We start from the raw sequence: 24,025 nt of genomic DNA, 5'->3' as shown, positions 1-24,025 counted from the left end.
CTAGTTATCAATTGGCGCCAAATTATTTTTCTGTTCGCACGTTAATTCGGAGGTTGTAAAGTGTCATTGCATTTCATAAAACCCCACACTGTGGAAACGGCGAACTCAGCCAAATCGACCGGTGCTGCATTACTTGAATTGAGCAAGGTCGACTTGGTCTTCGGTAGTCAGAGAGTCTTGCATCAGGTGGACCTGACCATTGCGCAAGGTGAGTTCATTTGTGTTGTAGGCCCCTCGGGTTGTGGAAAAACCTCCCTGTTGAGGCTTCTGGCGGGATTCTATACGCCTTCGGCCGGCAAGATCACCTACAGGGGCAAGGCCGTCAGCGGCCCCAGCCAGGACATCGCCATCGTTTTTCAGGATTACGGCAAAGCCTTGCTGCCTTGGCGCACCGCCGCCGGGAATGTATCGCTTGCCCTGGAAGTGGCGGGAGTGCCCAAGGCTGAGCGCGCCGCTCGTATCGCGCCGCTGTTGGATAAAATGGGCCTGGCGCAGCACGCCGACAAGTTTCCCGGGCAAATGTCTGGCGGTATGCAACAGCGTTTGCAGATTGCACGCGCTTTGGCACAGAACCCCAGGGTACTGCTCATGGATGAGCCCTTCGGCGCTCTTGACGCCATGACCAGGCAGGTGCTTCAAGATGAGTTGCTTTCACTGGTTGCGGACACTGGAGTGACGGTGTTCTTCGTGACCCATGATCTGGAAGAAGCTATCTACCTCAGTGATCGCGTGGTCGGGCTGCAACCGCATCCCGGCCGCGTCGGTGAGATTTTCAATATCGGAATCGACAAACCCCGAGATCAGTTGGCATCAAGGGAAGTTCCCGAATTCCTGCGTCTGCGCCGTGAAGTGTTCGACTTCGTGCTCGCGGCCGAGGGTCGTAAATGAGCACCGCCATTACCTCAAAAGACCGCATGGTAAAGGCCTGCGTCGTGCCGGTGCTGCTACTGGCTATTTCCGAGATCTATTGCCGCTTCACCGGTCTGAACAGCTACTCGATCGCGTCGCCTAGCGCTGTCGCGATGGCGTGGTGGAACACATTGTTGAGTGGCGCGATTTTCCCCATCGCCGGCGAGACCTTGGCGTCAGCTTGCGCCGGCCTCCTGATTGGCACACTTATAGGCTGCAGTTGCGGCGTTTTGTTGGGGTTGTCGACACCGCTGAACCAGGTAACCAACATCACCATCGAGTCGTTGCGCCCGATTCCCTCGGTTGCTTTGATTCCTGTGGCGGTAATGCTACTGGGGCTCGGCTACTCCACCGAGATCGCCATCATCGCGTTCGCCACGGTTTGGCCAAACCTGATTGTAACCCGCACCGCGGTGCAAAACGTGGAGCCCCGGTTGCTGGAAGTGGCCAAGGCCCTGCATCTGTCGCCTTGGGCTGTGGTCAGTAAAATTATTCTTCCTGCAGTGACTGCCCGAGTGTTCGTTGGCATGCGGATCGCCCTCGGCTTTGCCTTTATCGTGGCATTAACCGTAGAGATCTCTTCTGTACCGCTGGGATTGGGCTACGCAATGATGGCGGCTCAGCAAGGGCTGAACCCAGCATCGATGCTCGCCTTCCTTGTGTGGACGGCAATCATCGGCGGTGGGCTCAACTATCTCATGTCGGTTGTCCAGAAGCGTTTTTTTGCACATGTCGAATCTCAGGGGTGATGTGATGAAGAAATTGGCATGGACTGTTGCCGGGCTTCTGTTTCTCGCGTTGATGGTGTGGCTGTGGCAGGTGCTGGCCGATGCCAGGATCATCTCCCCGGCATTTTTCTCTAGCCCGCAGAGGGCGTGGACCTCGCTGGTGCGTGGTCTGAGTAACGGCCCATTGTTCGATGCGTTCACAGGCACTGTCGAGCGCATGGTCTACGGCTGGTTGGTGGCGGGATTAGCAGGGATCGTCACTGGTAGCCTGATTGGCACCTCGAAGGCGGCCCGTACCTACCTTGGCCCGACGTTGGAGATGCTCCGGCCGCTGCCGGCTGCGGCGATCATCCCGTTGGCCATCGCGGTGTTCGGGCTCACCAACACAATGGTGATCGCGGTCGTTGCGTTCGGTGCGTTCTGGCCAACGCTGCTCTCCACGATCCACGGTTTCTCTGAAGTTGAACCGCGGCTCTACGAAGTCAGCCGGGCATTGGGCTTAAGCCGTTGGCAGGTGATTTTCAAGATTGCCTTGCCCAGCGCCATGCCTGACGTGCTGGCGGGCCTGCGGCTGAGTATCACCGTAGCGCTGGGTCTGTCTGTGGTGGGCGAAATGCTGGCCAGCGGCCAAGGACTAGGGCAATGGATTCTGGTGGCTGGGCGGATGTTCCGTGCCCCTGATGTCTTTGCCGGGATCATTCTGTTGGGGGGCATCGGAGTTTTCACTGCCTGGTTGCTGGCAATCCTAGAAAACCACTTCCTGAAGTGGCGCAAAACTTACTGATTCATCATTAACCCAAGGTAATTAGCATGCTCGAACGTTTTGGTGTACTGCGCCAAACTTTGTTGTCGATGGCGGTACTGGGTGGTCTCTCTTCCGGTGCCGCTCACGCTGATCAGACAGTCCGGTTCGGTTACGCGCCGGGCAACGATTCCATAGCGCTGTTCATGGCAGTGGAGCAGGGCTATCTGAAGAAACGCGGCATTGAGCCAGACTTGAAGTTCATGACCGCGCCGCCCGTATCCATCGCGGCGCTGGTGTCAAATTCGATCGACATAGTTGCCGTTGGCCCGGGCTCGACGTTGCAGGCTATCGATGGGGGCGTTCCGTTGGTCGTGGTATTTGACGGGCAAACCCTGCCCACCGGTACCCAACTGGTGATCGTCGCCACCAAGGGGACCAATATAAAGACCGCTCACGATCTGGTCGGAAAAAAAGTGGCCGTAATTGGTTTTTCCAGCATTCTACACACCATGACAAAGCGGTGGCTGGAAGAGAAGGGCGTCGACTACAACAAGGTCGACTTCGTGGAAACGGGTCTGGCGCAAATGCCTGATTTGTTAAAGAACAAGCAAGTAGATGCTGCGGTCATCGCTGATCCAGTGTATCCGCGCGTCGTACAGGACCAGTCAGCCGACAAAATCGGTGATGTCTATGACACCGCGCCGACAGGTGTGGCCATCTCGGCTTATACCACTACTGAGCAGTGGGCGGAGGATAATAAGAAAGTGTTGGCCGATATTCGCGCCGCGCTGTCCGAAGGCGTCGACTATGCCAATGCCCACCCCGACGCGGTACGCGCTTCGATCGTCAAATACTTAAAGTTGCCTGAGGACGTCGTAGCCCAGATTGGACTGCCAGGCCTGGGCAAACAACCTTCGGTGGCGAGTCTGCAATGGGTATATGACGTAATGAAGCACCAAGGGCTGTTTCAAAGTGATGTGGACCTGAAAAAAGTGGTAGTTGACGGTAAGTAACATACCGCTGGAAGTCTATTCGTAAAGTTCACGGGGGCTGCTGTCCGCCCTCGAGAGCGAGCCGACGCGTCTGGAAATAGCGTCGGTGGCATGAGCAATGGTGTTTTGTATCAACCAAGGCCGAGTACTCAATATACGGTCGCGGGTGAGTGTTGCCGAAGAGCAGCCAACTCTGAAGAGTTCATATCTGCCCCCACTACTAACGGTCAGTAAGAGGTTGCAATGAAGTTTTATATGGGGAGTGTTTCTGTGATTACTTCTTTGGGTGCATTGATGGCATTGCCGGCACTGGCGAGCCAGCAATCCGACACCAAGGGGTTCGTAGAAGATTCGAAACTGTCAGTCCTGAACCGTAACTTCTATATCAACCGCGATATGCGTAATGGTGGCAGCTTCACCGCCGGCAGCGAGCCCCGCGGTTACGGCTCGGAATGGGGTCAAGGTGTGATAGGGCGCCTCACTTCGGGCTTTACCCAAGGGACGATAGGCTTTGGTGTGGACGCATTGGGGCTGTTTGCCGCCAAACTCGATACTGGAGATGGGCGAAGTGGCCTGCTGGCGCTAGAGCGCGACGACGAACGTCACGCCAAGGACACTCAGGCGTTCGCTGGCGCGGCATTGAAAATGCGTCTCTCTAACACAGAGTTGAAATATGGCGACCAAATGGTCAATCTACCGGTGTTCTCCACTGCTGACACGCGACTGTTACCTGAAACTGCCGAAGGCTGGCTTCTGACCAGCCAGGAAATCAAGGATCTGAGCATTTCTGCTGGTCACTTCACCGGCTTGCGTGCACGCAACGATTCCTCCCATGATAGCGTCGGGTTGACATCTACCGATTTGGCGGGGCTGGTCTACAAGTTCAGCAAGCAGGCGGCGGGTTCGTTCTACTATGCCGACACCGATAATCGCTTCAGGAAATACTACGTCAACGGCAACTATGTCTATCCGCTGAACAGTAGCCAAAGTCTGTCCTTCGATGCCAACTATTACAATACTAAGGGTGACAGCTCCCTGGCGACCTACGACAGGCTTGACAATCAAGCGTTCAGCCTGTCGGCAGGCTACAGTTTTGGCCCGCATAAAATCACTTTGTCGCATCAGCGTATCGTCGGCGACGGTGGTTACAACTATGGCATCGATGGCAACACCGCGATCTTCTTGGCCAACTCGGTGCAACTATCCGACTTCAACCAGGAAGATGAACGCTCTTGGCAGTTAAAGTATGATCTTAATATGGTGGCGTTCGGCTATCCGGGCTTAAATTTCATGACGCGCTACCTGCGCGGTGATGGATTCACGGCCGCCGGTACCACCGATGGCAAGGAATGGGAACGCGACACGGAAATAAAATATGTCGTGCAGTCGGGAGCCGCGAAAGATCTCAGTCTGCGCGTTCGACACGCCGTACGCCGTACCAGCGATATTGCGAACGGTGACATCGACGAGATCCGTATTATTACCGAGTATCCCATTAACATCTTTTAAGGCAGCAACACGCCTGCATTAGCTGAATATTTACGCACCGCGGCTCCTTGATCTCAGGCTTCCTCTGGAAGCCTTTTTTAGTTTTGAGAAAAGTGTGTTTCCAATCGCGAACTTACAGCCAGTCTGTTCTCGATGTTAACGTTTAAGGACTAATGCGCGTTACGGCTTCGAGGAAATATAGTGGACAGGGTTGAGCATCACCATAATGGGCGACGTATCGAGGCTCATCACGTTATGACAGCGGCTTTGACCGACGGCTATCGCCGAGGTGAAAGTGGTTTTGCGAGGATCGCATTGGCACTGTTCTTGGCGGGGTTTTCGACATTCTCGCTGATCTATTGCGTACAGCCGCTGATGCCGGTATTTGCCAGCGATTACGGCATCTCCGCTACGCAAAGCAGCCTTTCGCTCTCTGTCTCAACGATATGCCTAGCTGTCGGAATGTTGTTCACTGGGCCATTGTCCGATGCTTACGGTCGAAAACGGGTCATGCTCATGGCCTTGTTCGCCGCCACTCTGGCGACATTGTGCTGCGCACTGAGCACCACCTGGCCAATGTTTCTGCTATTTAGGGCTCTGGTGGGGTTGTCGCTGAGCGGGGTCGCGGCAGTAGGAATGTCCTACCTAAGCGAAGAGATCAGCATGCGCCACCTTGCGTATGCCATGGGGTTGTATGTCAGTGGTAACGGAATCGGCAGCCTGACCGGACGGCTATTGGGCGGGGTGCTCGTGGACTGGCTGAACTGGCGTGTGGTCATGGGGTTGATGGCAGCGGTGTCATTGCTGGTAGCAACAATATTTGCCTATGCATTGCCGCGTTCTACTCGATTCATCGCCAGTCCATTGAACCTGGCTTATCTGGTCGGAGGGATCTCGGCGCACTGTCGAGACAAGGGCCTGCGGTTGCTGTTCCTGCAAGGATTTCTGTTGATGGGGGTATTTGTCGCGCTCTTCAACTACATCACGTATCGGCTACTAGAACCTCCTTTTAGCTTCAGCCAAGCCTGGGTCGGACTTGTCTTTGTGGTCACCATCACTGGCATCATCGGCGCCTCCCACCTAAGTGCGATGGCTGATCGCTTCGGGCTGGCTAATATGTTCATCGTGGTGGTGACAATCCAGCTGATTGGAGTACTGTGTACACTCAGCAGCCATATCGTGGTGGCGTTGCCAGGGCTGTGCATTTTTACACTGGGTTTCTACGGCGCCCACTCCATTGCCAGCGGTTGGGTCGGTCAACGTGCCACTCATGCCAAAGCGCTGGGGTCTTCGCTCTACCTGTTTTTTTATTACTTAGGGTCCAGTGTGGCGGGTACGGCCGGTGGAATATTCTGGCAGGCGTTTAATTGGCGTGGGGTGGTGTTTTTCGTCAGCGCCATGTTGATGTTTTCGTTGTGGATCGCCACAAAGCTAAAGCGTCTGGATTGATCATGCAGGTGTGCCGCCAGCTGCACGTCGTGTTTGCCTGTCTTTCAGAGATGGACAACTACTTATCCGTTACGACGGATTTCCGTGCGATCGTCGTGCCTGTGGGGTTTATGGTCAGGCGATAAGTCTCCGCACCGCGCAAACCGTTTAAATAGAAGAGGCCGCCTAAGCGGCCTCATCTTGCTATTTAAAGTATTTATCGACGTAAGACTGAATTTCGCGGCGCATGAAGCGACCCGAATCATCGGCGCGCTCCTCCCATCCGAATACGCAGGCGGTGATGATGCCGTCGAAGCCGGTTTTTGCCAGTGAGCTGAAGAACAGATCCCAGTCGATTTCGCCCTGGTGTATGTCCATATGCTGATGCACGGTAACCTTCGCTCCTGGTGGGTTGACGATGTAGCGCAACCCCGATGATGCCTTGTGGTTGTAGGTGTCGGCGATGTGCACGTGGGCAATCAACGACCCGGCCTCGGCGATCATCTTTTCCATGTCATCGCCGAAGTAAAAGGTGTGGGGCGTGCAGTAGAGAAACTTGACGTTCTGCGAGCCGATGGTTTTCAGCATGTCCAGGGCCGGGTGTAGAGTCTCGCACCAGTCCTCAGGATGGGGTTCAACGTTGAGGGTTACACCTTCCTTTTCCAGTACCGGCACCAACTCCTCCATGGAACGCCACCAGGCGGCTTCGCTTGATTCGTGGCTGTGAGAACCACCGCAGCAACTGACTTTATGGCCGCGATCAGGGGATGGACCTCGGCCGAATTCAGAATTCATGGTGGTGCAGCCCATCTCCACAGCAATCTGGATCGCCTCCTTCCAGTAGTTGACGGCCGCCCTGCGCTCGTCCTCATGGGGGCTGGCCCAGCGGTACATCGGAAGTAACGAAGCGAGCTGGAGGTTGTGGTCACGCAGTGCCTTTTTGAACTCGCTGATGCGCTCCTTGTGCGCGCGGGGGCGAACCCACCATGGCAGGAAGTCGTCGCGGGGAGATAGCTCCAGGTATTCATAGCCCAGTTCTGCGGTCTTGCGGCACAGTTCGGGCAGGCTGAGGTGACGATGCATGTAGGGATCGAGCGCGATTTTCATTGTTGTTCTCCATAGCAATTGCGGGCGCATATTCGGGTTGGTCAATGCGGTAGGCAGAGACGCCAAGCGTCAGTAGGGGACCCAGGCGGCGTCTTTATCGGCGGATTCCACGCAGCGCTCGACCCAGCGGACCCCTTCGACACCTGCGTCGATATCGGGGTAGCTAATCGCTGCCAGTGCCTCGACATCGCCTCGGTCGGCGGCGTCCATGGCCAGAGCGAAGCGGTAGTAGAGGTTGGACCAGGCTTCGAAGAGGCCTTCTGGATGACCGGCACCGATTCGGTCGTCGAGCAACGCGTCGGCATGCAGATACCCCATGCCCCGCTCAAGGATCTGAGCGGGCTGCTCCTGCACTTCGAAACTCAGTTGGTTGGGGCGCTCATCCCACCATTCCAGGCTGGCACGTGAGCCAATGACGCGGATCTTCTGGCCGTGCATGGAGCCTGCGTTGACCGCGCTGGACCAGACCATGCCCATTGCGCCGCCTTCATACTCCATGAGGGTGTAGGCGTTGTCCTCCAGCGGTGCGCGGCTGGCCACGAAGCTCTGGCGGCTGCACATCAGGCGTTTGATTTTCAGGTCAGGCAACATCACTTCTGACAGGTAGAGTGGGTGTGTTCCTACATCGCCAAGCACGTAACTGGGGCCTGCCTGGCGGGGGTCCACACGCCATTGCGTTGCCTGACTCTGCGCTTCAACAGGCGCACTATGAAACCCGTGAGCGAACTGCATGTGCACCATGCGGATTTCGCCCAGCTCGCCTCCAGCAATCATCGCCCGAGCCTGCTCGATCAGTTGGTGGCCTGCGTATCCATAAGTCACACCTACCACCCGATTATTGGCTTTGGCCACCCTGCGAAGGGTCTCGGCTTGCTCGACGGTAAAACACAGAGGCTTCTCGCAAACCACATGTAGCCCCGCTTCGAGGGCGGCCTTGGTGATCGCGTAGTGGGTGCCATTGGGTGTGGCAATTGATACGGCTTGAATGCCATCGGGGCGCTGGGCTTCCTGCTCAAATAGGCTCAGATAATCGGCATAACAGCGATCAGGGTCGACACCCAGCTGTTCGCCAAACGCGCAACCTCTGACCGGGTCGATGTCGAAGGCGCCGGCCACCAATTCGAAATTGCGATCGCGCAGTGCTGCGCTGCGGTGGATATAGCCGATCTGACTCTGGCTGCCGCCGCCGACCATGGCCCAGCGTATAGGCTGAGAAATTCGTTTGCTGCCGTTGATCATGTTGTTGTCCTTGTTAGTCAGCGTGGTGGATTAGAAACCGGTGCAGGCGAGGAAGGCTCGACTAGCGGCGACATCGTCCAGGCTGCCATTGGCGTTACGCGGATCGCGTTCTTGCTCGACGGTGATGTAGCCCTCGTAGCCCAGCTCGTGAATCAGGCTATACAGGGCGGGATAATCGATGACGCCTCGGCCAATCGGGCACATGACACCTCTGCCGCAGGCGTCGAAAAACCTGATGCGTTCATTCATCACCTGGTCAAACACGTTCTGGTCAATGTCTTTGAAGTGGATGTAATCCAGGCGATGGGCGTAAGTGCGCAGCGACGCAACAGGGTCCATGCCGGCGTAGTAGAGATGCCCTGTGTCCAGGCACAAGCCCGCGACTTCGTCAGGGATGTCGTCCACTAGCCGCGCCAGTTCATCAGCGAATTCGATATAGCCGCCAGCGTGAGGGTGGATCACGGGCCGGATGCCGTATTCCTTCCACGCGATGTCACAGACAGCGCGGATGTTTTCCATCATGTCGTTCCACGCCGAGTCACTCAGTCGCGGAGCTTGATCGGAGTGGCCGGCGGCGTAGTCACGTTCATCGTGGCCCCAGTCCATGATCACCAAATAGGGGCCCGCGTACCGCTGTTTGGCTTCCTGTTCGATGGGCGGCAGTGTGTTGAGCAGTGTGCAGATGTCGTGGGTCTGGCGAAGCAGGGCAGGTCGGTTTGTGGGGGTAGCCAAGTCATCAAAGATCGTCCCGGCAACGACATGCAGCTGATTTTCCGCCAGTGCAGAACTTACTACTGCAGCATCCAGCGGTAGATAGCCGTATGGCCCCAGTTCGATTCCCCGATAGCCCGCTTCGGCGGCCTCACTCAGGACACGGCGCCATGGCGGTAAAAATGGATTTTTGACGTCGTCGACGCCCCAGCAGCATGGCGCGGTGGAAATGTGGATGGTCATGAAGCACTCCGCAATTGTTGTTTTTAGCGAGCGTTTAGCGTGTGAAACGATGCTAGTGAGATGTGTCAGCAGGCGCTATGGGGGAGTGGCTTAACCTGTCAAAACCCTTCCTGATTTAAAAAAGAGATGTCAAAACATGTCAAAATTGCCCCGTCAAAAACTGCGTCCCACGATGGAAGATGTCGCTCGCGAAGCGGGCGTCAGCCTCTCGACCGTGGACCGTGTTCTGAATATGCGCGCCGATGTCCGTGCCGATACTGCACAGCGCATCGCTGCGGCGGCAGCGCGATTGGGCTTTCATGCCAAGGGCGTCATCGAGCAGCGGGTATTGAATGACCGACCCACTGTACGGCTTGGCTTTTTGCTTCAAAAAAAGCGGGGTGGCGTTCTATCAGGGGCTGGCGCAAGCGCTATCGAACGCTGCTGCAACGTTTGCGCGGGCGCGTATTCGGGTCGTGATCGGCTACCTGGATGACCTTGATCCGGCCAACGTCGCGCAACGAATTCTGGCGTTGCGCGAACAAATCGATGGCTTGGGCGTGGTGGCCGTGGATCATCCGGTGGTGCGTGAGGCCGTTGCCACGCTTCGTGATGCCGGGGTCCCTGTGGTGGCGCTGATCTCTGAGCTATCGACTGCTGCCGGTGCAGGCTATGTGGGCGTAGACAACCGGGTGATGGGGCGTACTGCAGGCTGGTTCATTTCTCGGCTGGCAGCGGCTCCAGGTTCGTCCGCCGTCATGGTCAGCAGTCAGCGTTTTCAGTGCCAGGAGTTGTGCGAATTCAGCTTCCGCAGCTATCTGGCTGACCACTCGGGCGATTGGGAGTTGCTTGCCTCGCGCCTTACTTTGGAGGATGACGATTTCGCTTACGGCAATACCCTGGACTTGTTGGCGGGCGAGCCCGATCTCGTCGGACTGTACATCGCTGGGGGCGGGATCGCAGGCGTGGTGCGAGCGTTGCGTGAGCACAAAGCGCAGGAAGCTCGCCTCCCCGTAGTGATCTGTCATGACCTGACGCCATTGACTCGGGAGGCTTTGAAAAGCGGCTTGGTGCAGGCTGTCTTGTCGCATCCGGTTGCGAGCGTCGCCGAGCAGGCAGTGAGCGCATTGGTCGAAGCGGTCAAGGACGGTTCAACGGGAGTAATTGCGCGGGTGATGTTGCCTATTCAGATCGATGTCCCCGAGAGCGTCTAGAGATTTACCAAGTTGCTCAAGGCTGAGGATCCGGCATTATCTGGCCCGCGAGAATCACGTAAAGACGATATCAGAGCTTTGTGAACATAAATTCCATTACCTGTTGCGATGGAAAAATAATTCGAATATTGTTTTTGACACGCATGCCAATCGGTACGGCGAAACAGAAAAACAATAGGAACCTGCCCATGCTCCGTTTATCGCTTTGCTTCAGTGTGCTTGTATTTTCCCTCGCTGCTCATGCCGATCTGAAGATTGGAGTCACCGTAGGCAATTACGATAACTACGTGGCCTATCTGGTATAGGCATTGCAGACCCACGCCAAAGAAATTCCGGGGGGCGTGACGATTCAGGTGGAGGATGCTAGCAATGATGTGGTGCGCCAGCTGAGTCAGGTCGAGAGCTTTGTCAGCCAGAAGGTGGATGCCATTATCGTCAGTCCCGCCGACACTGCCGCCACTGCTGGTATCACTTCTCGCGTGGTCGCGTCTGGCATTCCGCTGGTGTACATGAACACACGCCCTGAAGTTGATACGCTTCCTGACGGCGTTGTCTTTGTGGGCGCCGATGAGCGAGAAATTGGCCGTATGCAAATGCAGTACCTGGCCGAACAAATGGGGGGCAAAGGTAGCCTTGCGATCATACTGGGTCGGCATGGCGCATGCGGAGACGCGTAAGCGTACCGATGGCGTGAAGGACATTCTGGCCAAGTACCCAGAGATCAAAGTCGTTGAAGAGCAGAGTGCCGATTGGCAGCGCGAAGCCGGAATGACGTTGATGAACAACTGGCTGACAGCGGGTGAAAAAATCGATGCTGTTGCAGCCAACAATGATGAGATGGGTATCGGCGCCGCGATGGCACTCAGGCAGGCGGGGCAGGGGGCAACAATGGTCGCCGGTATCGACGTTACGCCTGATGCAATGACGGCATTGAAAAAAGGACTGTTGATGGTCAGCGTTTTTCGCGATCCGGTGGCAATCGCCACGACGTCTTTGGATGCCGCAGTCAGCCTGGTACACCATGAGGGTGTCAAAGGAGAGGTCTGGGTACCTGCTACGTTGCTTACGCCGAAAAACGTTGACCAGTTTGTAGCGAAATAACCATAAGCGGAGCTGAGAATGGCATCGGTAGCTTTTACGTGGCTGATTGATGAAATGGAGGGAGGAGCCCGTGGTGAGATTATCCAAGTTAAATCGTTGGGGTTAGCTGTTTATCTTTGTATTCATCAAGGATAATGTTGATGTTTTTGGGAGATGCGCTTGCCGCCAGGATGGTGAGCGAAAAATCCATGTTTTTGCTTCGCTGCTTAGTTGTGGGTTAGCGCATGTAGGATCGACGCTGCCACGGCCAATTGGTTTGGCACGCAGGTCCGCCTAATTAGGCTTAATAAGTTATCCGTAAAATCTCTCTCCCCTCAGTAGAGGGGAGCGCTACCTTTAATATACTAGGTAATACGTGCCGATGAATGATGCCTGTCAGTCAGTTATTGTCGATTCAGCTTTTCCCAGGATGAATTAAAAAACTGTGCACAGCGCCTACGGCCGGCACACCCAGTCCATCTGTTTTCCACACGAGTCCGAGCTCCATCTCTGGAGGTGGATCAAGCAACGGACGCATTTCCAAGCGTTTCCCTTCGAGTGACCATGGTCTGAACACCATCTCGGACAGTATGGTTATTCCAAAGCGATGGGCGACCAACTCACGAAGCGACTCCATCGATCCCGTCCTGAACGCGATATCAGGCACTACTCCAGCCGACTTCCAATACCGACTACTCGATGCCTCGCCTTCGTCGACCGTGAGCAATATGTAGGGGAAACGTTCGATATCTTTCAGCTGTATTTGACTTTGTTGCATGAGCGGATGGTCGGCTGCTAGCCAAATCTGACGTGGCGACCGCAAGAGTACGGCTTTCTGAAGAGTAAGATCTGCATCGGAATTGGACAGGATAATGAGGCCTAGATCCAACTCGCCATCCGCCACAGCTTCTTCGATGGCAACGCGATCCAGATCCCGTAGATCGAAAATGATGTTGGGGTAGCTTTTACGAAATCGCGCCAACAGTGCTGGCAGGTAATACCCCAATACAGTGTAGCTAGCCCCGATGCGTACCGTTCCGCTTAAAGCAATGTCGTTCGTGAGTGGCTCGCTTACAGCATCCTGTACTGCATTTAGGATCGACCGAGCTCGCTCTAAAAATCGGTAGCCCTCACGTGTGAGCCTGACCCCGTGAGGTAGCCGCTCGAAAAGGGTGACACCAAGCGTTGCCTCCAACTGGCTCACGGCCGATGTGATTGCCGATTGAGAAATGTGTTCATTAGCAGCTGCCAAGGAAAATTGACCGCTGTCAGCCGCTGCCGCGAAATACCTGAGCTGCCGAATCGTAACGTCACGAAAGCTGGGCATCTGTTTTTTTTATACCTGGGGTTCGTTTTTAGAGTTTTACGATAGCGCAATTGGTGGATAGGGTGTCGAAAATTCGATTGGCGCTCGTGCGGCTGACCGACCACAAGAATAAAGCCTGAGGATTTGCCCGATGACTACGCCCGTCCCAACGCTGGATGATAAATACATCCTAGAATCAGGCACTGTTCTGATGACGGGTGTGCAGGCACTCGTACGGCTACCTATGATGCAACGCCAGCGCGACATGGCCGTGGGGCTAAACACCGCTGGATTCATTTCTGGCTATCGTGGCTCGCCGCTTGGGAATTTCGACCAAGCCCTTTGGAAAGCTCGCGACCATCTGAAGTCCCAGCACGTCAAATTCCATCCTGGCTTGAATGAGGATCTGGCGGCAACCTCAGTCTGGGGTACCCAACAAGTCAATATGTTCGAAGGCGCCACCTACGATGGGGTTTTCGGAATCTGGTATGGCAAGGGCCCAGGCGTAGATCGCTGCGGTGATGTTTTCAGGCATGCAAACGCGGCAGGTACCTCTCAGTTTGGTGGGGTACTGGCGATCGCTGGCGACGACCACGGTGCGCGCTCGTCGTCTCTGCCGCATCAAACCGAGCACATCTTCAAGGCGGTAATGATCCCCGTATTGGCTCCATCCGGCGTACAGGAATATCTGGATTACGGCCTGCATGGTTTCGCAATGTCTCGGTATTCAGGTTGCTGGGTGGCGATGAAGGCCGTCGCAGACACCGTCGAAAGTGGGGCAGTCGTTGATGTGAGCATCGACCGTGTGCGCCCTATCATCCCTGACTTTGAACTTCCAGTAGGTGGGCTGAACATTCGGTGGCCGGATCCTCCTTTGGCCCAAGAGCAGCGCCTACTAGAGCACAAGCTGTACGCTGCTGCCGCTTACGCCCGGGCGAACGGTATCGACCGGATAGTGATGGATGCGCCCAAGGCTCGCATCGGTATCGTTACTTCCGGGAAGTCTTATCTGGATGTCTGCCAGGCGCTGAGAATGCTCGGTATTGACGAGACTCGAGCGAAAGAGATCGGTCTGCGCGTTTATAAGGTAGGCATGGTCTGGCCACTGGATGCGGAGGGCGTACGCCAGTTCGCTGAGGGATTGGAAGAGATCATCGTGGTGGAGGAAAAACGCCACATGATTGAGTATCAGCTCAAAGAAGAGCTCTACAACTGGCGTGAGGACGTCCGCCCTCGTATCGTCGGAAAGTTTGATGACAAAGGCGAATGGACGCGGCCGCACACAGCCTGGCTGCTGCCAGCAACTAGCGACCTGACTCCGTCGCAAATCGCTCGTGCTCTAGCCAAGCGGATTCTCGGCTATCACAAAAGTGGTGAGCTGCAAGTCTCCCTTGCAGTTCTCGAGGCGCAGTTAGCCGCCAACAAAAGCTTTGGCACACTGATGGATCGGGTGCCTCACTACTGTTCCGGATGCCCACACAACAGTTCCACCAAAGTTCCTGAGGGCAGTCGTGCCCTTGCGGGCATCGGCTGCCACTACATGGCTGCCTGGATCTATCCGGAGACGAAGACTTTCAGCCAGATGGGCGGCGAAGGTGTTGCCTGGATCGGTCAGGCACCCTTCACGAGCACACCTCACGTATTTGCGAACTTGGGCGACGGTACGTATTTCCACTCGGGCCTGCTTGCTATTCGTGCTGCCGTTGCTGCGAACGCCAACATCACCTACAAGATTCTCTACAACGATGCTGTCGCCATGACTGGGGGGCAGCCTGTCGATGGGACATTGAATGTCCCGCAAATCTCACGTCAGCTCGCAGCGGAAGGTGTTCAGCGAATAGTAGTCGTGACGGACGACACAGGTCGTTATGCATCGATCTCAGACCTAGCAGTCGGGGTACCTGTGCTGGGGCGCGAGGAAATGGATTCTGTGCAGAAATCGCTGCGCGAATTCAAAGGCGTCTCTGCCATCATCTACGACCAAACATGTGCCGCCGAGAAGCGCCGTCGTCGTAAGCGCGGTAAGTTTCCAGATCCGGCACGTCGCGTGATGATCAACGAAGCTGTGTGCGAAGGCTGCGGCGATTGTAGTAGCAAGTCGAACTGTATGTCCGTGACGGACGTCGAGACAGAGTTTGGAAGCAAGCGTGAGATCGACCAGTCATCGTGCAATAAAGATTTCACGTGCCTGAGCGGCTTTTGCCCGAGCTTTGTAACGGTGGAAGGTGGAACGCTTCGTAAGCCCAAGGCTTTAGCAGACGAGGACGATTGGGATTTACCAGCGCCTCGGCTCGCACCTATGGATCAGCCCTATAGCATTCTCATCACTGGCGTGGGCGGTACGGGGGTTGTCACCATCGGCGCGCTTCTGGGTATGGCGGCATTCATTGAGGGCAAAGGCACGCTCAATCTAGATATGGCAGGGATGGCCCAAAAAGGCGGTGCCGTTTGGTCTCACATTCGTATCGCTTCTCGTCAAGACCTGCTGCATGCACCCCGCATAGCGGAGGGTGAGGCCGATCTGCTGTTGGGTTGCGACCTGGTAGTGAGCGCGAACACCGAAACGTTGTTGAAAATGCGCCAAGGCGTCAGCCAAGCGGTGATCAACAGCGAGGAAAATATTACGAGCGCCTTCGTTCGGACGTTTGCTCGTCAGGCTGAGAGTGGTGATTTGCAAGCTAACCCTGATCCGGTATTTCGCACCTCAGAAATGGCTCAGCAAATCACAGATGCTGTGGGGGATGGGCGAGCGACCTATCTGGATGCCAGTCGGATCGCTACAGCGCTGATGGGTGATTCGATCGCCACCAACACGTTCATGCTTGGTTTTGCCTGTCAGAAAGGGTGGCTTCCTGTCGCGCAAGAATCCTTGATCCAGGCTATCGAGCTCAATGGCACCGCTGTTGGCTTCAATAAAGCAGCATTCATGTGGGGCCGTAGAGCTGCCTGGAATCTCCCGAAGGTTGAAGCCAAGTTGGCAGGAGCTCAGCTAAAAATCGCGGATCGGGTGTTGTCAGAAACTCTGGAGCAGCAGGTCGCGCGTCGTGTCGAGTATCTAACTAGCTATCAAAATGCTGGATTCGCGGCTCGCTATAAGCAACGTGTTGACGATTTTATCCACGCAGAAACGAAGCTCAACGGTAAAGCCGGCGATCTCAGCGAGGCGGTTGCTCGTTATTACTTCAAGGTGCTTGCGATCAAGGATGAATATGAAGTTGCACGTCTCTACACCAGCGGTGAGTTCCTGAAAAAAATCGAGTCGACATTTGAAGGTGACTACCGACTGCGCTTCCACCTGGCTCCACCTATTTTGAGCAAGACCAATGAAGGTGGACAGCCTAAAAAATCCAGTTACGGCCCATGGATGCTCAAGGGCTTTCGGTTGCTGGCCGCTTTCAGAGGCTTACGTAATACCTGGGCAGACCCATTTGCTCGCACTCACGAGCGAAAGGCTGAGCTTGCGTGGCTTAAGGCCTATGGCGAAGTTCTTGACGAAGTGCATAGCGGCCTGACTGCCGACAATATCAGCGTGGCCCAGTCCCTTGTTTCACTCCCTGACGCAGTGCGCGGCTATGGGCATGTCAAGGATCGGTACCTCGAAAAGGCCTATCAGCGTAGAGATGTATTGCTGAAGCAATGGCGTGAACCCGCACTATTTCATGATGCAGCATCGCCCGTGGGCATGATCGCTGTCGCACAGTTGTAACGAGTGCCCTAAATGCGTGCCGAGTCATTGGTACGCATCTATCTGCCAAAGCTCTGCATTCGTGAATTTTGGTTTGGCTGAGGTTTGACGTTCACGTAAAGGATACCCATGCCCACTTTCAGCATTTCTGACCTGGCCAATGAGCTGAATGTAACCACTCGCACCATTCGATTTTACGAGGAACGGGGCATGGTCACTCCGGCACGCAGAGGTCTGGAGCGAATTTACAACAGTCGTGATCGAGTCATCCTCAAGCTGATATTGCGGGGCAAGCGCATTGGCTTTTCCTTGAACGAATGCAAGGAGCTTATCGACATGTACGACCCGAGCGGCGGCAACGAGAAACAGTTGGAGCGCTTCCTGGAGAAGATCGTCGAGCGTGTGAATCAGCTCAACCGGCAGGCCCAAGATATCCAGCTGATGAAAGCCGAGCTTGATGGGCTTGCCTTGCGATGCCAGACCACCCTTGCCAGTACACAAAACAGTGTCACCCAACTCGATTTGAGCCCCATCAAATAAAAACGGAGACCACTCATGAGCCACTTACCAGGACTCAATTTTTTCCTCGGCGAAGACATCGACATGCTGCGCGATTCTGTAGCCGGATTTGCTGCCAAGGAGATTGCCCCCCGTGCCGAGGAGACTGATCGGACTGATCAGTTTCCGATGGATCTCTGGAGGAAATTCGGTGACATGGGACTGCTGGGCCTGACTGTCAGCGAGGAATACGGAGGTACCAGCATGGGGTATCTCGCTCACATGATCGCAATGGAAGAAATCTCTCGTGCTGCCGGCGGTATAGGTCTCTCATACGGCGCGCATTCCAACCTCTGCGTCAACCAAATCAATCGCAACGGTACGGACGAGCAGAAGCGTAAGTTTTTGCCACGGCTGATCAGCGGCGAGCACATCGGTGCGCTTGCGATGAGTGAGCCAAACGCAGGTTCGGACGTTGTCTCCTTGAAGCTTCGCGCAGATAAGAAGGGCGATCGCTATGTGCTCAATGGCACGAAGATGTGGATCACCAACGGCCCAGACTGCGACGTGCTAGTGGTGTATGCCAAGACGGATCTGGCAGCAAATGCCAAAGGTATGACTGCATTCATCTTGGAGAAGGGCGCTCCAGGGTTTTCAGTAGCGCAGAAGCTGGACAAGCTGGGTATGCGAGGTTCTCACACCGGTGAATTAGTGTTCCAGGACGTCGAAGTTCCTGAAGAAAATGTGCTGGGCGGCGTCGGTGAAGGCGTCAAGGTGCTCATGAGCGGCCTTGATTACGAGCGCGCGGTTCTTTCGGGCGGCCCGTTGGGCTTGATGCAGGCTGCTATGGACGTAGTAGTGCCTTACATCCATGACCGCAAACAGTTCGGCCAAAGCATCGGTGAATTTCAGCTGATCCAAGGCAAGATCGCCGACATGTACACCACTCAGCAAGCTTGTCGCTCATACCTCTATGCCGTGGGCAAACACTTGGATGCACAAGGAAGTGGGCATGTCCGTCAGGTTAGAAAGGACTGTGCAGGCGTCATCCTGTACGCCGCTGAGAAAGCCACATGGCTGGCGGGAGAGGCGATTCAAATTTTGGGGGGTAATGGCTACATCAATGAGTTTCCAGTTGGCCGACTGTGGCGTGATGCAAAACTTTATGAAATTGGTGCGGGCACCAGCGAGATCCGCCGCATGCTGATCGGGCGCGAACTATTTAACGAAACGCGGTGAGCTCTTGCTCGGGCTGACAGCCCGTGGTTTGTAGACGACCGGCAGAGGCGCAGTTTTTCTGAGCTGTTGCTCTTGTTAATCAGAGTAGGGCAATAAAAATAAGAGGCACCCATGACCACCCTCAATACACATATCAATACGCGCTCGCCTGACTACGCCGCTAGCCGCGACGCTTTGCTCGCGCAGGTCGAAGGTCTGCGTGCGTTGCTGGCTCATGTAAGCGAAGGCGGCGGGGCCAAGGCGCAAGAGCGTCACATAGGCAGGGGCAAGCTGCTTCCTCGCGATCGAATCGATCAGTTACTGGACTCAGGCTCGCCATTTCTTGAAATAGGGCAACTTGCTGCCTACGAGGTCTACGGTGAGGATGTTCCCGCCGCAGGAGTCATCGCTGGCATCGGTCGAATCGAGGGGGTCGAGTGCATGATCATCGCCAACGACGCCACGGTAAAAGGGGGTAGTTATTACCCTCTTACTGTCAAAAAACATCTGAGAGCCCAAGCGATTGCGCAGCAGAACCGCTTGCCGTGCATTTATCTTGTGGACTCTGGTGGCGCCAATTTGCCACGCCAGGATGAGGTGTTCCCTGATCGAGAGCATTTTGGCCGCATTTTTTTCAACCAAGCCAATATGAGTGCTCAAGGTATCCCACAAATCGCGGTCGTAATGGGCTCTTGCACTGCTGGCGGCGCCTACGTTCCGGCCATGAGTGACGAAACCATCATGGTGCGTGACCAGGCCACGATCTTCCTGGCGGGGCCCCCATTGGTAAAGGCGGCAACGGGTGAGGTCGTCACTGCTCAAGACTTGGGTGGTGCTGATGTGCACTGCAGAACATCGGGTGTGGCAGACCATTATGCCGAAGATGACGCTCATGCCTTGGCCATTGCTCGTCGCTGTGTTGCTAATCTGAATTGGCGCAAGCTGGGACGACTGGACTCTGTTGCTTCGATCCCTCCTCGCTATCCTGCAGAAGAGCTCTACGGCGTCATCCCGGTGGATTCAAAGCAGCCATTCGACGTGCGCGAGGTGATTGCACGAATCGTCGATGACTCCCAGCTGGATGAGTTCAAAGCACTCTTTGGTACAACGCTCGTCTGCGGCTTTGCACGACTCAATGGTTATCCTATTGCCATTCTCGCCAATAACGGGATTCTCTTTGCTGAAGCAGCGCAGAAGGGCGCGCACTTCATTGAACTAGCCTGCCAGCGCGGCATCCCGCTGCTCTTTCTTCAAAACATCACGGGCTTCATGGTGGGGCAGAAGTACGAGGCGGGTGGTATTGCGAAGCACGGTGCAAAGCTTGTCACAGCTGTTGCCTGCGCACGTGTCCCCAAGTTTACGGTGATCATTGGCGGCAGCTTTGGCGCTGGCAATTACGGTATGTGCGGACGGGCGTACGATCCTCGATTTCTCTGGATGTGGCCAAACGCCAAAATCGGCGTCATGGGCGCGCAGCAGGCAGCTGGCGTCCTAGTGCAGGTCAAACATGAGCAGGCCCAGCGCTCGGGCCAGGTGTTTTCGGCTGAGGATGAGCAACAGCTCAAGCAACCCATCGTTGACCAGTATGAACGCCAAGCACATGCCTACTACTCCAGCGCACGGCTTTGGGACGATGGGGTGATCGATCCCGCGCAAACTCGCGACGTTCTCGCTCTAGCGCTATCCGCCAGCCTGAATGCCCCTATCGAGACTACCCAATTTGGTGTGTTCAGGATGTAAGACCGCACTCGGGTTGAGGGCTAAGCATCCACTTGGCCTGGGCTCGAATGGCGAAGACTTATACAGAGGATTGATTTGTGACTGACTACCAGACCATCGAAATCACGCGAGATCCATGTGGTATCGCGACACTGTGGCTGAACAGACCCGAAAAGAACAACGCGTTCAACGCTCAAATGATTGCTGAGCTGGTTGGGGCACTGCGAGTGCTCGCCGACGATGAGGAGATACGTTTTCTGTTTCTCCGTGGTCGGGGCAAACACTTTAGCGCAGGCGCGGATCTCGCTTGGATGCAGGCGTCAGCTGCTTTGGATTACGCCGCGAACTTGCGTGACGCCCACGAGCTGGGCGAGCTGATGAGCTTGGTTTATCACTTACCCTTTCCAACGGTCGCGGTGGTGACAGGCGCTGCTTTTGGCGGAGCTGTCGGATTAGTCTCGTGTTGCGATATCGCTATTGGCGCAAACGACGCGCTGTTCAGCCTTTCGGAAGTGCGGATCGGTCTCGCTCCCGGGGTCATTAGCCCATATGTCGTTCAAGCCATCGGCGAGCGTGCGAGTCGGCGCTACGCACTAAGTGCGGAAAGGTTCAATGGCGACCGCGCCTGCGAGATCGGCCTGCTTTCAGAGACTTATCCACTACCGGATTTAGAGAGTGCGGTAGAAAAGTGGACTGAGACCTTGATGCAGAACAGTCCTCAAGCAATGCGCGTGTGCAAGGCGCTGCTTCAGGAAGTGGGTAGTGGTGTCCTGAGTGATGCCTTACGTAAACGCACCGAAACTACCATTGCCGGCATTCGTGTCAGTGAAGAAGGGCAAGAAGGGCTCAATGCGTTTCTCGAAAAACGTAGCCCAGCGTGGGTTGGTCGTGACAACGCACCTTTTGATAGAGCCTGATGCCATGAAAAAAACAACAATTACGACTGTTTTGATTGCCAACCGGGGCGAAATCGCCTGCCGCGTAATGCGTACAGCCAAGGCTCTTGGCCTATCCACTGTCGCCGTGCACAGTGAAATCGACAGAAAGGCCCGTCATGTCCGCGAGGCCGACGTCGCAATCAATCTGGGCGGCGCCAAGGCCAGCGAGAGTTACCTGCTGATGGACAAGGTCATCGAAGCCGCGATCACGACAGGTGCTGAAGCCATTCACCCTGGCTACGGTTTTCTCTCCGAAAACGCCGAGTTTGCTCGAAAATTGGAGGATGCCGGCCTGGTTTTTCTAGGGCCTCCCGCCAGTGCCATTGACGCAATGGGCAGTAAATCAGCCGCCAAGGCATTGATGGAAAAAGCTGGTGTGCCTCTGGTGCCGGGATACCACGGTGACGACCAGGATATCGAAACATTTCGCGCCGCAGCCGAGCGCATCGGTTATCCAGTGTTGCTAAAAGCAACGGCAGGCGGCGGCGGCAAAGGCATGAAAGTTGTTGAGCGCGAGAGTGAGCTTGCCGAAGCATTGTCTTCAGCTCAGCGGGAGGCGAAGTCTTCGTTTGGTGACCACCGCATGTTGGTGGAAAAGTACGTTCTTAAGCCGCGTCACGTTGAAATCCAGGTGTTCGCTGACCAGCACGGGAACTGCCTCTATTTGAATGAGCGCGACTGTTCCATTCAGCGCCGCCATCAAAAGGTCGTCGAAGAAGCGCCAGCGCCGGGCCTGTCATCTCTTCTGCGCAAGTCCATGGGAGAAGCAGCTGTTCAGGCAGCGCAGGCGATCGGCTATGTCGGTGCAGGCACTGTCGAGTTTTTGCTGGACTCACGTGGTGAGTTTTTCTTTATGGAAATGAACACGCGACTCCAGGTAGAACACCCTGTGACAGAAGCGATCACGGGCTTGGACTTGGTCGCATGGCAAATCCGGGTCGCACGGGGCGAGCGTCTCCCTATCACTCAGGATCAGGTTCCGTTGAACGGCCATGCCATCGAGGTGAGGCTGTACGCTGAAGATCCTGAAGGTGGTTTCTTGCCAGCGAGTGGGCATCTCGATGTATATCGAGAGCCAGCGGCTGGGGCGGGACGGCGTGTGGACAGCGGCGTAGAGCAAGGCGATGAGGTATCACCATTCTACGACCCGATGGTCGCCAAACTGGTCGCTTGGGGGGAGAACCGTGAGGAAGCTCGCCAAAGGCTTCTCGCCATGCTTGGCGAAACCGTGGTCGGTGGGTTTAAAACCAACTTGGCATTTCTTCAACGGATTCTTGCCCATCCTGCTTTCACGAATGAAGAGTTGGATACCGGCTTTATCGAGCGTCATCAAGCAGAGTTGCTTCCTCCTTTAGAACCGCTCCCAGAGGCGTTCTGGCAGAAAGCGGCGTCCGCGTTTGTGGCGACAGACGTAAAGCGTCAGCGCGAAGATGATCCCCATTCGCCATGGAGCACTCACACCTCTTGGCGCAGCGGGTTGCCTGCAGTGAATGCCGTGAAGTTGGTATGCGCAGACACAATGCGTGTCGTACTGATCGATTCGAGCGCTGCGGAACGAGCCAAGGTTAACGTCATTCGTCATGCAGACACAGTGTATGTCCGTTGGGGCGTTGAATGGCATGCAGTGAAGCGTTTCGATCCAATCGCCGCTGCAGAGACGTCGCACGGTCATCAAGGGGGGTTAACTGCTCCTATGAATGGCAGCATCGTCAGGGTGCTGGTCGAGGTGGGGCAGGGTGTGGATGTGGGCGCGGCGCTGGTAGTGCTTGAGGCCATGAAGATGGAACACACGATCAGAGCTGCCGAAGCGGGCACGGTCTCAGCGGTCTACTGCGTAGAAGGGGAGCTGATCAGTGAGGGATCTGTTTTGGTGGAAGTGGAGACCCAGTCATGACGTTCCCAGATCGAGTTCGAGTCGTAGAAGTTGGCCCTAGGGATGGTCTGCAGAATGAACAGAGTCCACTTTCCATTGAGCAGAAAATTCGCCTGATCGATAACCTGTCGGGTACCGGCCTGAGCTATATCGAAGCGGGCAGCTTTGTATCGCCCAAATGGGTGCCTCAGATGGCAGGGAGTGCCGAGATCTTCGCCGGAATTACCCAAGAGCTCGGGATTACTTACGCCGCCCTGACACCCAATATGAAAGGGCTGGAGGCAGCCCTTGAAGCGGATGTCAAAGAGGTCGCCGTATTCGCCGCCGCATCCGAGTCATTTTCTCAGCGAAACATCAATTGCTCTATAGCCGAAAGCTTGGTGCGATTTATACCGGTTATTGAGACAGCTCAGCGACACGGCGTGCGGGTGAGGGGATACGTATCCTGTGTATTGGGTTGCCCATATGACGGAAAGATCGCCCCTGAAACTGTTGCAGATATAGCAGGAGAGTTACAAGGCATGGGCTGCTACGAAATTTCTCTCGGAGACACTATAGGGGTAGGAACGGCCTCGGCCACTCGAATGCTTATCGACGAGGTCGGTAGGCAAGTACCTCGTGAAGCTCTTGCTGGTCATTTTCACGATACCTATGGGCAAGCTCTTACGAATGTCTATGCGAGTTTGCTGGAAGGCGTCTCAGTCTTTGATAGCTCGGTTGCCGGCCTTGGCGGATGCCCCTATGCGAAGGGCGCCACTGGCAATCTTGCGACAGAAGATTTGCTTTATCTGCTACAGGGCTTGGGTATCGATACCGGCGTGGACTTAAGGAAGGTCGTTCAGGTGGGGCGGTCTATATCGACCCAGCTTGGTCGCTCTAACGGCTCTAGGGTTTCAAACGCTGTTGCCAGCTCCGAGGGATGATC

At 55.5% G+C, this 24,025-nt stretch carries 18 protein-coding genes and 2 pseudogenes; 15 read left to right on the top strand and 5 right to left on the bottom strand.

The annotated features are described in order from the left end of the window. Positions 1–60: 60 nt before the first annotated feature. From B3I26_RS12870 to B3I26_RS12845, 6 genes are all read left to right on the top strand, one after another. Positions 61–888 carry an ABC transporter ATP-binding protein gene (locus B3I26_RS12870; RefSeq protein ID WP_296258138.1) on the top strand — a complete coding sequence of 276 codons (828 nt, stop codon included), beginning with the start codon at positions 61–63 and terminating at the stop codon, positions 886–888. Then, positions 885–1,658 (top strand): ABC transporter permease, encoded by a 774-nt coding sequence (locus B3I26_RS12865; protein WP_296258136.1) that lies wholly within the window; start codon positions 885–887, stop codon positions 1,656–1,658. Before B3I26_RS12870 ends, B3I26_RS12865 begins: the two co-directional genes overlap by 4 nt. 4 nt (positions 1,659–1,662) lie before the next feature. After that, positions 1,663–2,421, top strand: coding sequence for an ABC transporter permease (locus B3I26_RS12860; RefSeq protein ID WP_296258135.1), 759 nt, complete (start codon positions 1,663–1,665; stop codon positions 2,419–2,421). A gap of 26 nt (positions 2,422–2,447) precedes the next feature. Then, positions 2,448–3,395, top strand: a complete 948-nt coding sequence (locus B3I26_RS12855; RefSeq protein WP_296258134.1) for an ABC transporter substrate-binding protein — start codon at positions 2,448–2,450, stop codon at positions 3,393–3,395. Between the two features lie 222 nt (positions 3,396–3,617). After that, positions 3,618–4,883, top strand: coding sequence for an OprD family porin (locus B3I26_RS12850; protein WP_409522019.1), 1,266 nt, complete (start codon positions 3,618–3,620; stop codon positions 4,881–4,883). Between the two features lie 180 nt (positions 4,884–5,063). Next, positions 5,064–6,311 (top strand): MFS transporter, encoded by a 1,248-nt coding sequence (locus B3I26_RS12845; protein WP_296258131.1) that lies wholly within the window; start codon positions 5,064–5,066, stop codon positions 6,309–6,311. A gap of 183 nt (positions 6,312–6,494) precedes the next feature. On the opposite strand, the gene B3I26_RS12840 is transcribed toward B3I26_RS12845, so the two are convergent. The 4 genes from B3I26_RS12840 to B3I26_RS12825 form a co-directional block, all read right to left on the bottom strand. Next, positions 6,495–7,397 (bottom strand): sugar phosphate isomerase/epimerase family protein, encoded by a 903-nt coding sequence (locus B3I26_RS12840; RefSeq protein WP_296258130.1) that lies wholly within the window; start codon positions 7,395–7,397, stop codon positions 6,495–6,497. Between the two features lie 69 nt (positions 7,398–7,466). Further along, on the bottom strand, positions 7,467–8,636 hold the full coding sequence (locus B3I26_RS12835) for a Gfo/Idh/MocA family protein (RefSeq protein WP_296258128.1): 1,170 nt from the start codon (positions 8,634–8,636) through the stop codon (positions 7,467–7,469). 30 nt (positions 8,637–8,666) lie between these two features. Further along, the gene (locus B3I26_RS12830) at positions 8,667–9,590 is read right to left on the bottom strand and encodes a TIM barrel protein (RefSeq protein ID WP_296258126.1); all 924 of its coding nucleotides are present in this window, start codon (positions 9,588–9,590) and stop codon (positions 8,667–8,669) included. A gap of 139 nt (positions 9,591–9,729) precedes the next feature. Next, positions 9,730–9,891, bottom strand: coding sequence for a hypothetical protein (locus B3I26_RS12825; protein WP_296258242.1), 162 nt, complete (start codon positions 9,889–9,891; stop codon positions 9,730–9,732). Between B3I26_RS12825 and B3I26_RS12820 the strand changes: the two are divergent. Together B3I26_RS12820 and B3I26_RS12815 are read left to right on the top strand one after the other, a co-directional pair. Further along, positions 9,817–10,783: pseudogene (locus tag B3I26_RS12820) on the top strand (substrate-binding domain-containing protein). The gene B3I26_RS12825 and the pseudogene B3I26_RS12820 sit on opposite strands and share 75 nt — an antisense overlap. A gap of 188 nt (positions 10,784–10,971) precedes the next feature. Continuing rightward, positions 10,972–11,884 (top strand): annotated as a pseudogene (locus tag B3I26_RS12815) (substrate-binding domain-containing protein). 394 nt (positions 11,885–12,278) lie between these two features. On the opposite strand, the gene B3I26_RS12810 reads toward B3I26_RS12815, so the two are convergent. Further along, positions 12,279–13,190 (bottom strand): LysR family transcriptional regulator, encoded by a 912-nt coding sequence (locus B3I26_RS12810; RefSeq protein ID WP_296258124.1) that lies wholly within the window; start codon positions 13,188–13,190, stop codon positions 12,279–12,281. A gap of 130 nt (positions 13,191–13,320) precedes the next feature. On the opposite strand from B3I26_RS12810, the gene B3I26_RS12805 reads away from it, so the two are divergent. From B3I26_RS12805 to B3I26_RS12775, 7 genes are all read left to right on the top strand, one after another. Beyond that, positions 13,321–16,875, top strand: coding sequence for an indolepyruvate ferredoxin oxidoreductase family protein (locus B3I26_RS12805; protein WP_296258123.1), 3,555 nt, complete (start codon positions 13,321–13,323; stop codon positions 16,873–16,875). Positions 16,876–16,983: 108 nt separating this feature from the next. After that, positions 16,984–17,394: a MerR family transcriptional regulator gene (locus B3I26_RS12800; RefSeq protein WP_409522018.1), complete on the top strand. Its 411-nt coding sequence runs from the start codon at positions 16,984–16,986 to the stop codon at positions 17,392–17,394. A 15-nt stretch (positions 17,395–17,409) separates the two neighbouring features. After that, positions 17,410–18,591 carry an isovaleryl-CoA dehydrogenase gene (locus B3I26_RS12795; protein ID WP_296258122.1) on the top strand — a complete coding sequence of 394 codons (1,182 nt, stop codon included), beginning with the start codon at positions 17,410–17,412 and terminating at the stop codon, positions 18,589–18,591. Positions 18,592–18,702: 111 nt separating this feature from the next. Next, positions 18,703–20,310 (top strand): carboxyl transferase domain-containing protein, encoded by a 1,608-nt coding sequence (locus B3I26_RS12790; RefSeq protein WP_296258121.1) that lies wholly within the window; start codon positions 18,703–18,705, stop codon positions 20,308–20,310. Positions 20,311–20,387: 77 nt separating this feature from the next. Beyond that, positions 20,388–21,206 (top strand): gamma-carboxygeranoyl-CoA hydratase, encoded by an 819-nt coding sequence (locus B3I26_RS12785; RefSeq protein ID WP_296258120.1) that lies wholly within the window; start codon positions 20,388–20,390, stop codon positions 21,204–21,206. 4 nt (positions 21,207–21,210) lie between these two features. Continuing rightward, complete coding sequence (locus B3I26_RS12780; RefSeq protein ID WP_296258233.1) at positions 21,211–23,121, top strand: acetyl/propionyl/methylcrotonyl-CoA carboxylase subunit alpha; 1,911 nt, start codon at positions 21,211–21,213, stop codon at positions 23,119–23,121. Continuing rightward, positions 23,118–24,023: a hydroxymethylglutaryl-CoA lyase gene (locus tag B3I26_RS12775; RefSeq protein WP_296258118.1), complete on the top strand. Its 906-nt coding sequence runs from the start codon at positions 23,118–23,120 to the stop codon at positions 24,021–24,023. The genes B3I26_RS12780 and B3I26_RS12775 overlap by 4 nt, the downstream gene beginning before the upstream one ends. Positions 24,024–24,025 lie beyond the last annotated feature (2 nt).

It is taken from the genome of Pseudomonas sp. UBA5706, from assembly GCF_002419965.1.
Classification (GTDB): Bacteria; Pseudomonadota; Gammaproteobacteria; order Pseudomonadales; family Pseudomonadaceae; genus Aquipseudomonas.
Note: the sequence above shows the minus strand (reverse complement) of the source record. Positions and strands in the feature narration are given on the sequence as shown.

What these genes read in the sequence shown, in the direction of transcription:
- B3I26_RS12865 (WP_296258136.1), top strand. Translation starts at nt 885, where the DNA reads ATGAGCACCGCCATTACCTCAAAAGACCGCATGGTAAAGGCCTGCGTC.
- B3I26_RS12795 (WP_296258122.1), top strand. Translation starts at nt 17,410, where the DNA reads ATGAGCCACTTACCAGGACTCAATTTTTTCCTCGGCGAAGACATCGAC.
- B3I26_RS12800 (WP_409522018.1), top strand. Translation starts at nt 16,984, where the DNA reads ATGCCCACTTTCAGCATTTCTGACCTGGCCAATGAGCTGAATGTAACC.
- B3I26_RS12850 (WP_409522019.1), top strand. Translation starts at nt 3,618, where the DNA reads ATGAAGTTTTATATGGGGAGTGTTTCTGTGATTACTTCTTTGGGTGCA.
- B3I26_RS12790 (WP_296258121.1), top strand. Translation starts at nt 18,703, where the DNA reads ATGACCACCCTCAATACACATATCAATACGCGCTCGCCTGACTACGCC.
- B3I26_RS12860 (WP_296258135.1), top strand. Translation starts at nt 1,663, where the DNA reads ATGAAGAAATTGGCATGGACTGTTGCCGGGCTTCTGTTTCTCGCGTTG.
- B3I26_RS12855 (WP_296258134.1), top strand. Translation starts at nt 2,448, where the DNA reads ATGCTCGAACGTTTTGGTGTACTGCGCCAAACTTTGTTGTCGATGGCG.
- B3I26_RS12780 (WP_296258233.1), top strand. Translation starts at nt 21,211, where the DNA reads ATGAAAAAAACAACAATTACGACTGTTTTGATTGCCAACCGGGGCGAA.
- B3I26_RS12830 (WP_296258126.1), bottom strand. Translation starts at nt 9,590, where the DNA reads ATGACCATCCACATTTCCACCGCGCCATGCTGCTGGGGCGTCGACGAC.
- B3I26_RS12810 (WP_296258124.1), bottom strand. Translation starts at nt 13,190, where the DNA reads ATGCCCAGCTTTCGTGACGTTACGATTCGGCAGCTCAGGTATTTCGCG.
- B3I26_RS12775 (WP_296258118.1), top strand. Translation starts at nt 23,118, where the DNA reads ATGACGTTCCCAGATCGAGTTCGAGTCGTAGAAGTTGGCCCTAGGGAT.
- B3I26_RS12835 (WP_296258128.1), bottom strand. Translation starts at nt 8,636, where the DNA reads ATGATCAACGGCAGCAAACGAATTTCTCAGCCTATACGCTGGGCCATG.
- B3I26_RS12840 (WP_296258130.1), bottom strand. Translation starts at nt 7,397, where the DNA reads ATGAAAATCGCGCTCGATCCCTACATGCATCGTCACCTCAGCCTGCCC.
- B3I26_RS12825 (WP_296258242.1), bottom strand. Translation starts at nt 9,891, where the DNA reads ATGAAAGCCCAATCGCGCTGCCGCCGCAGCGATGCGCTGTGCAGTATC.
- B3I26_RS12805 (WP_296258123.1), top strand. Translation starts at nt 13,321, where the DNA reads ATGACTACGCCCGTCCCAACGCTGGATGATAAATACATCCTAGAATCA.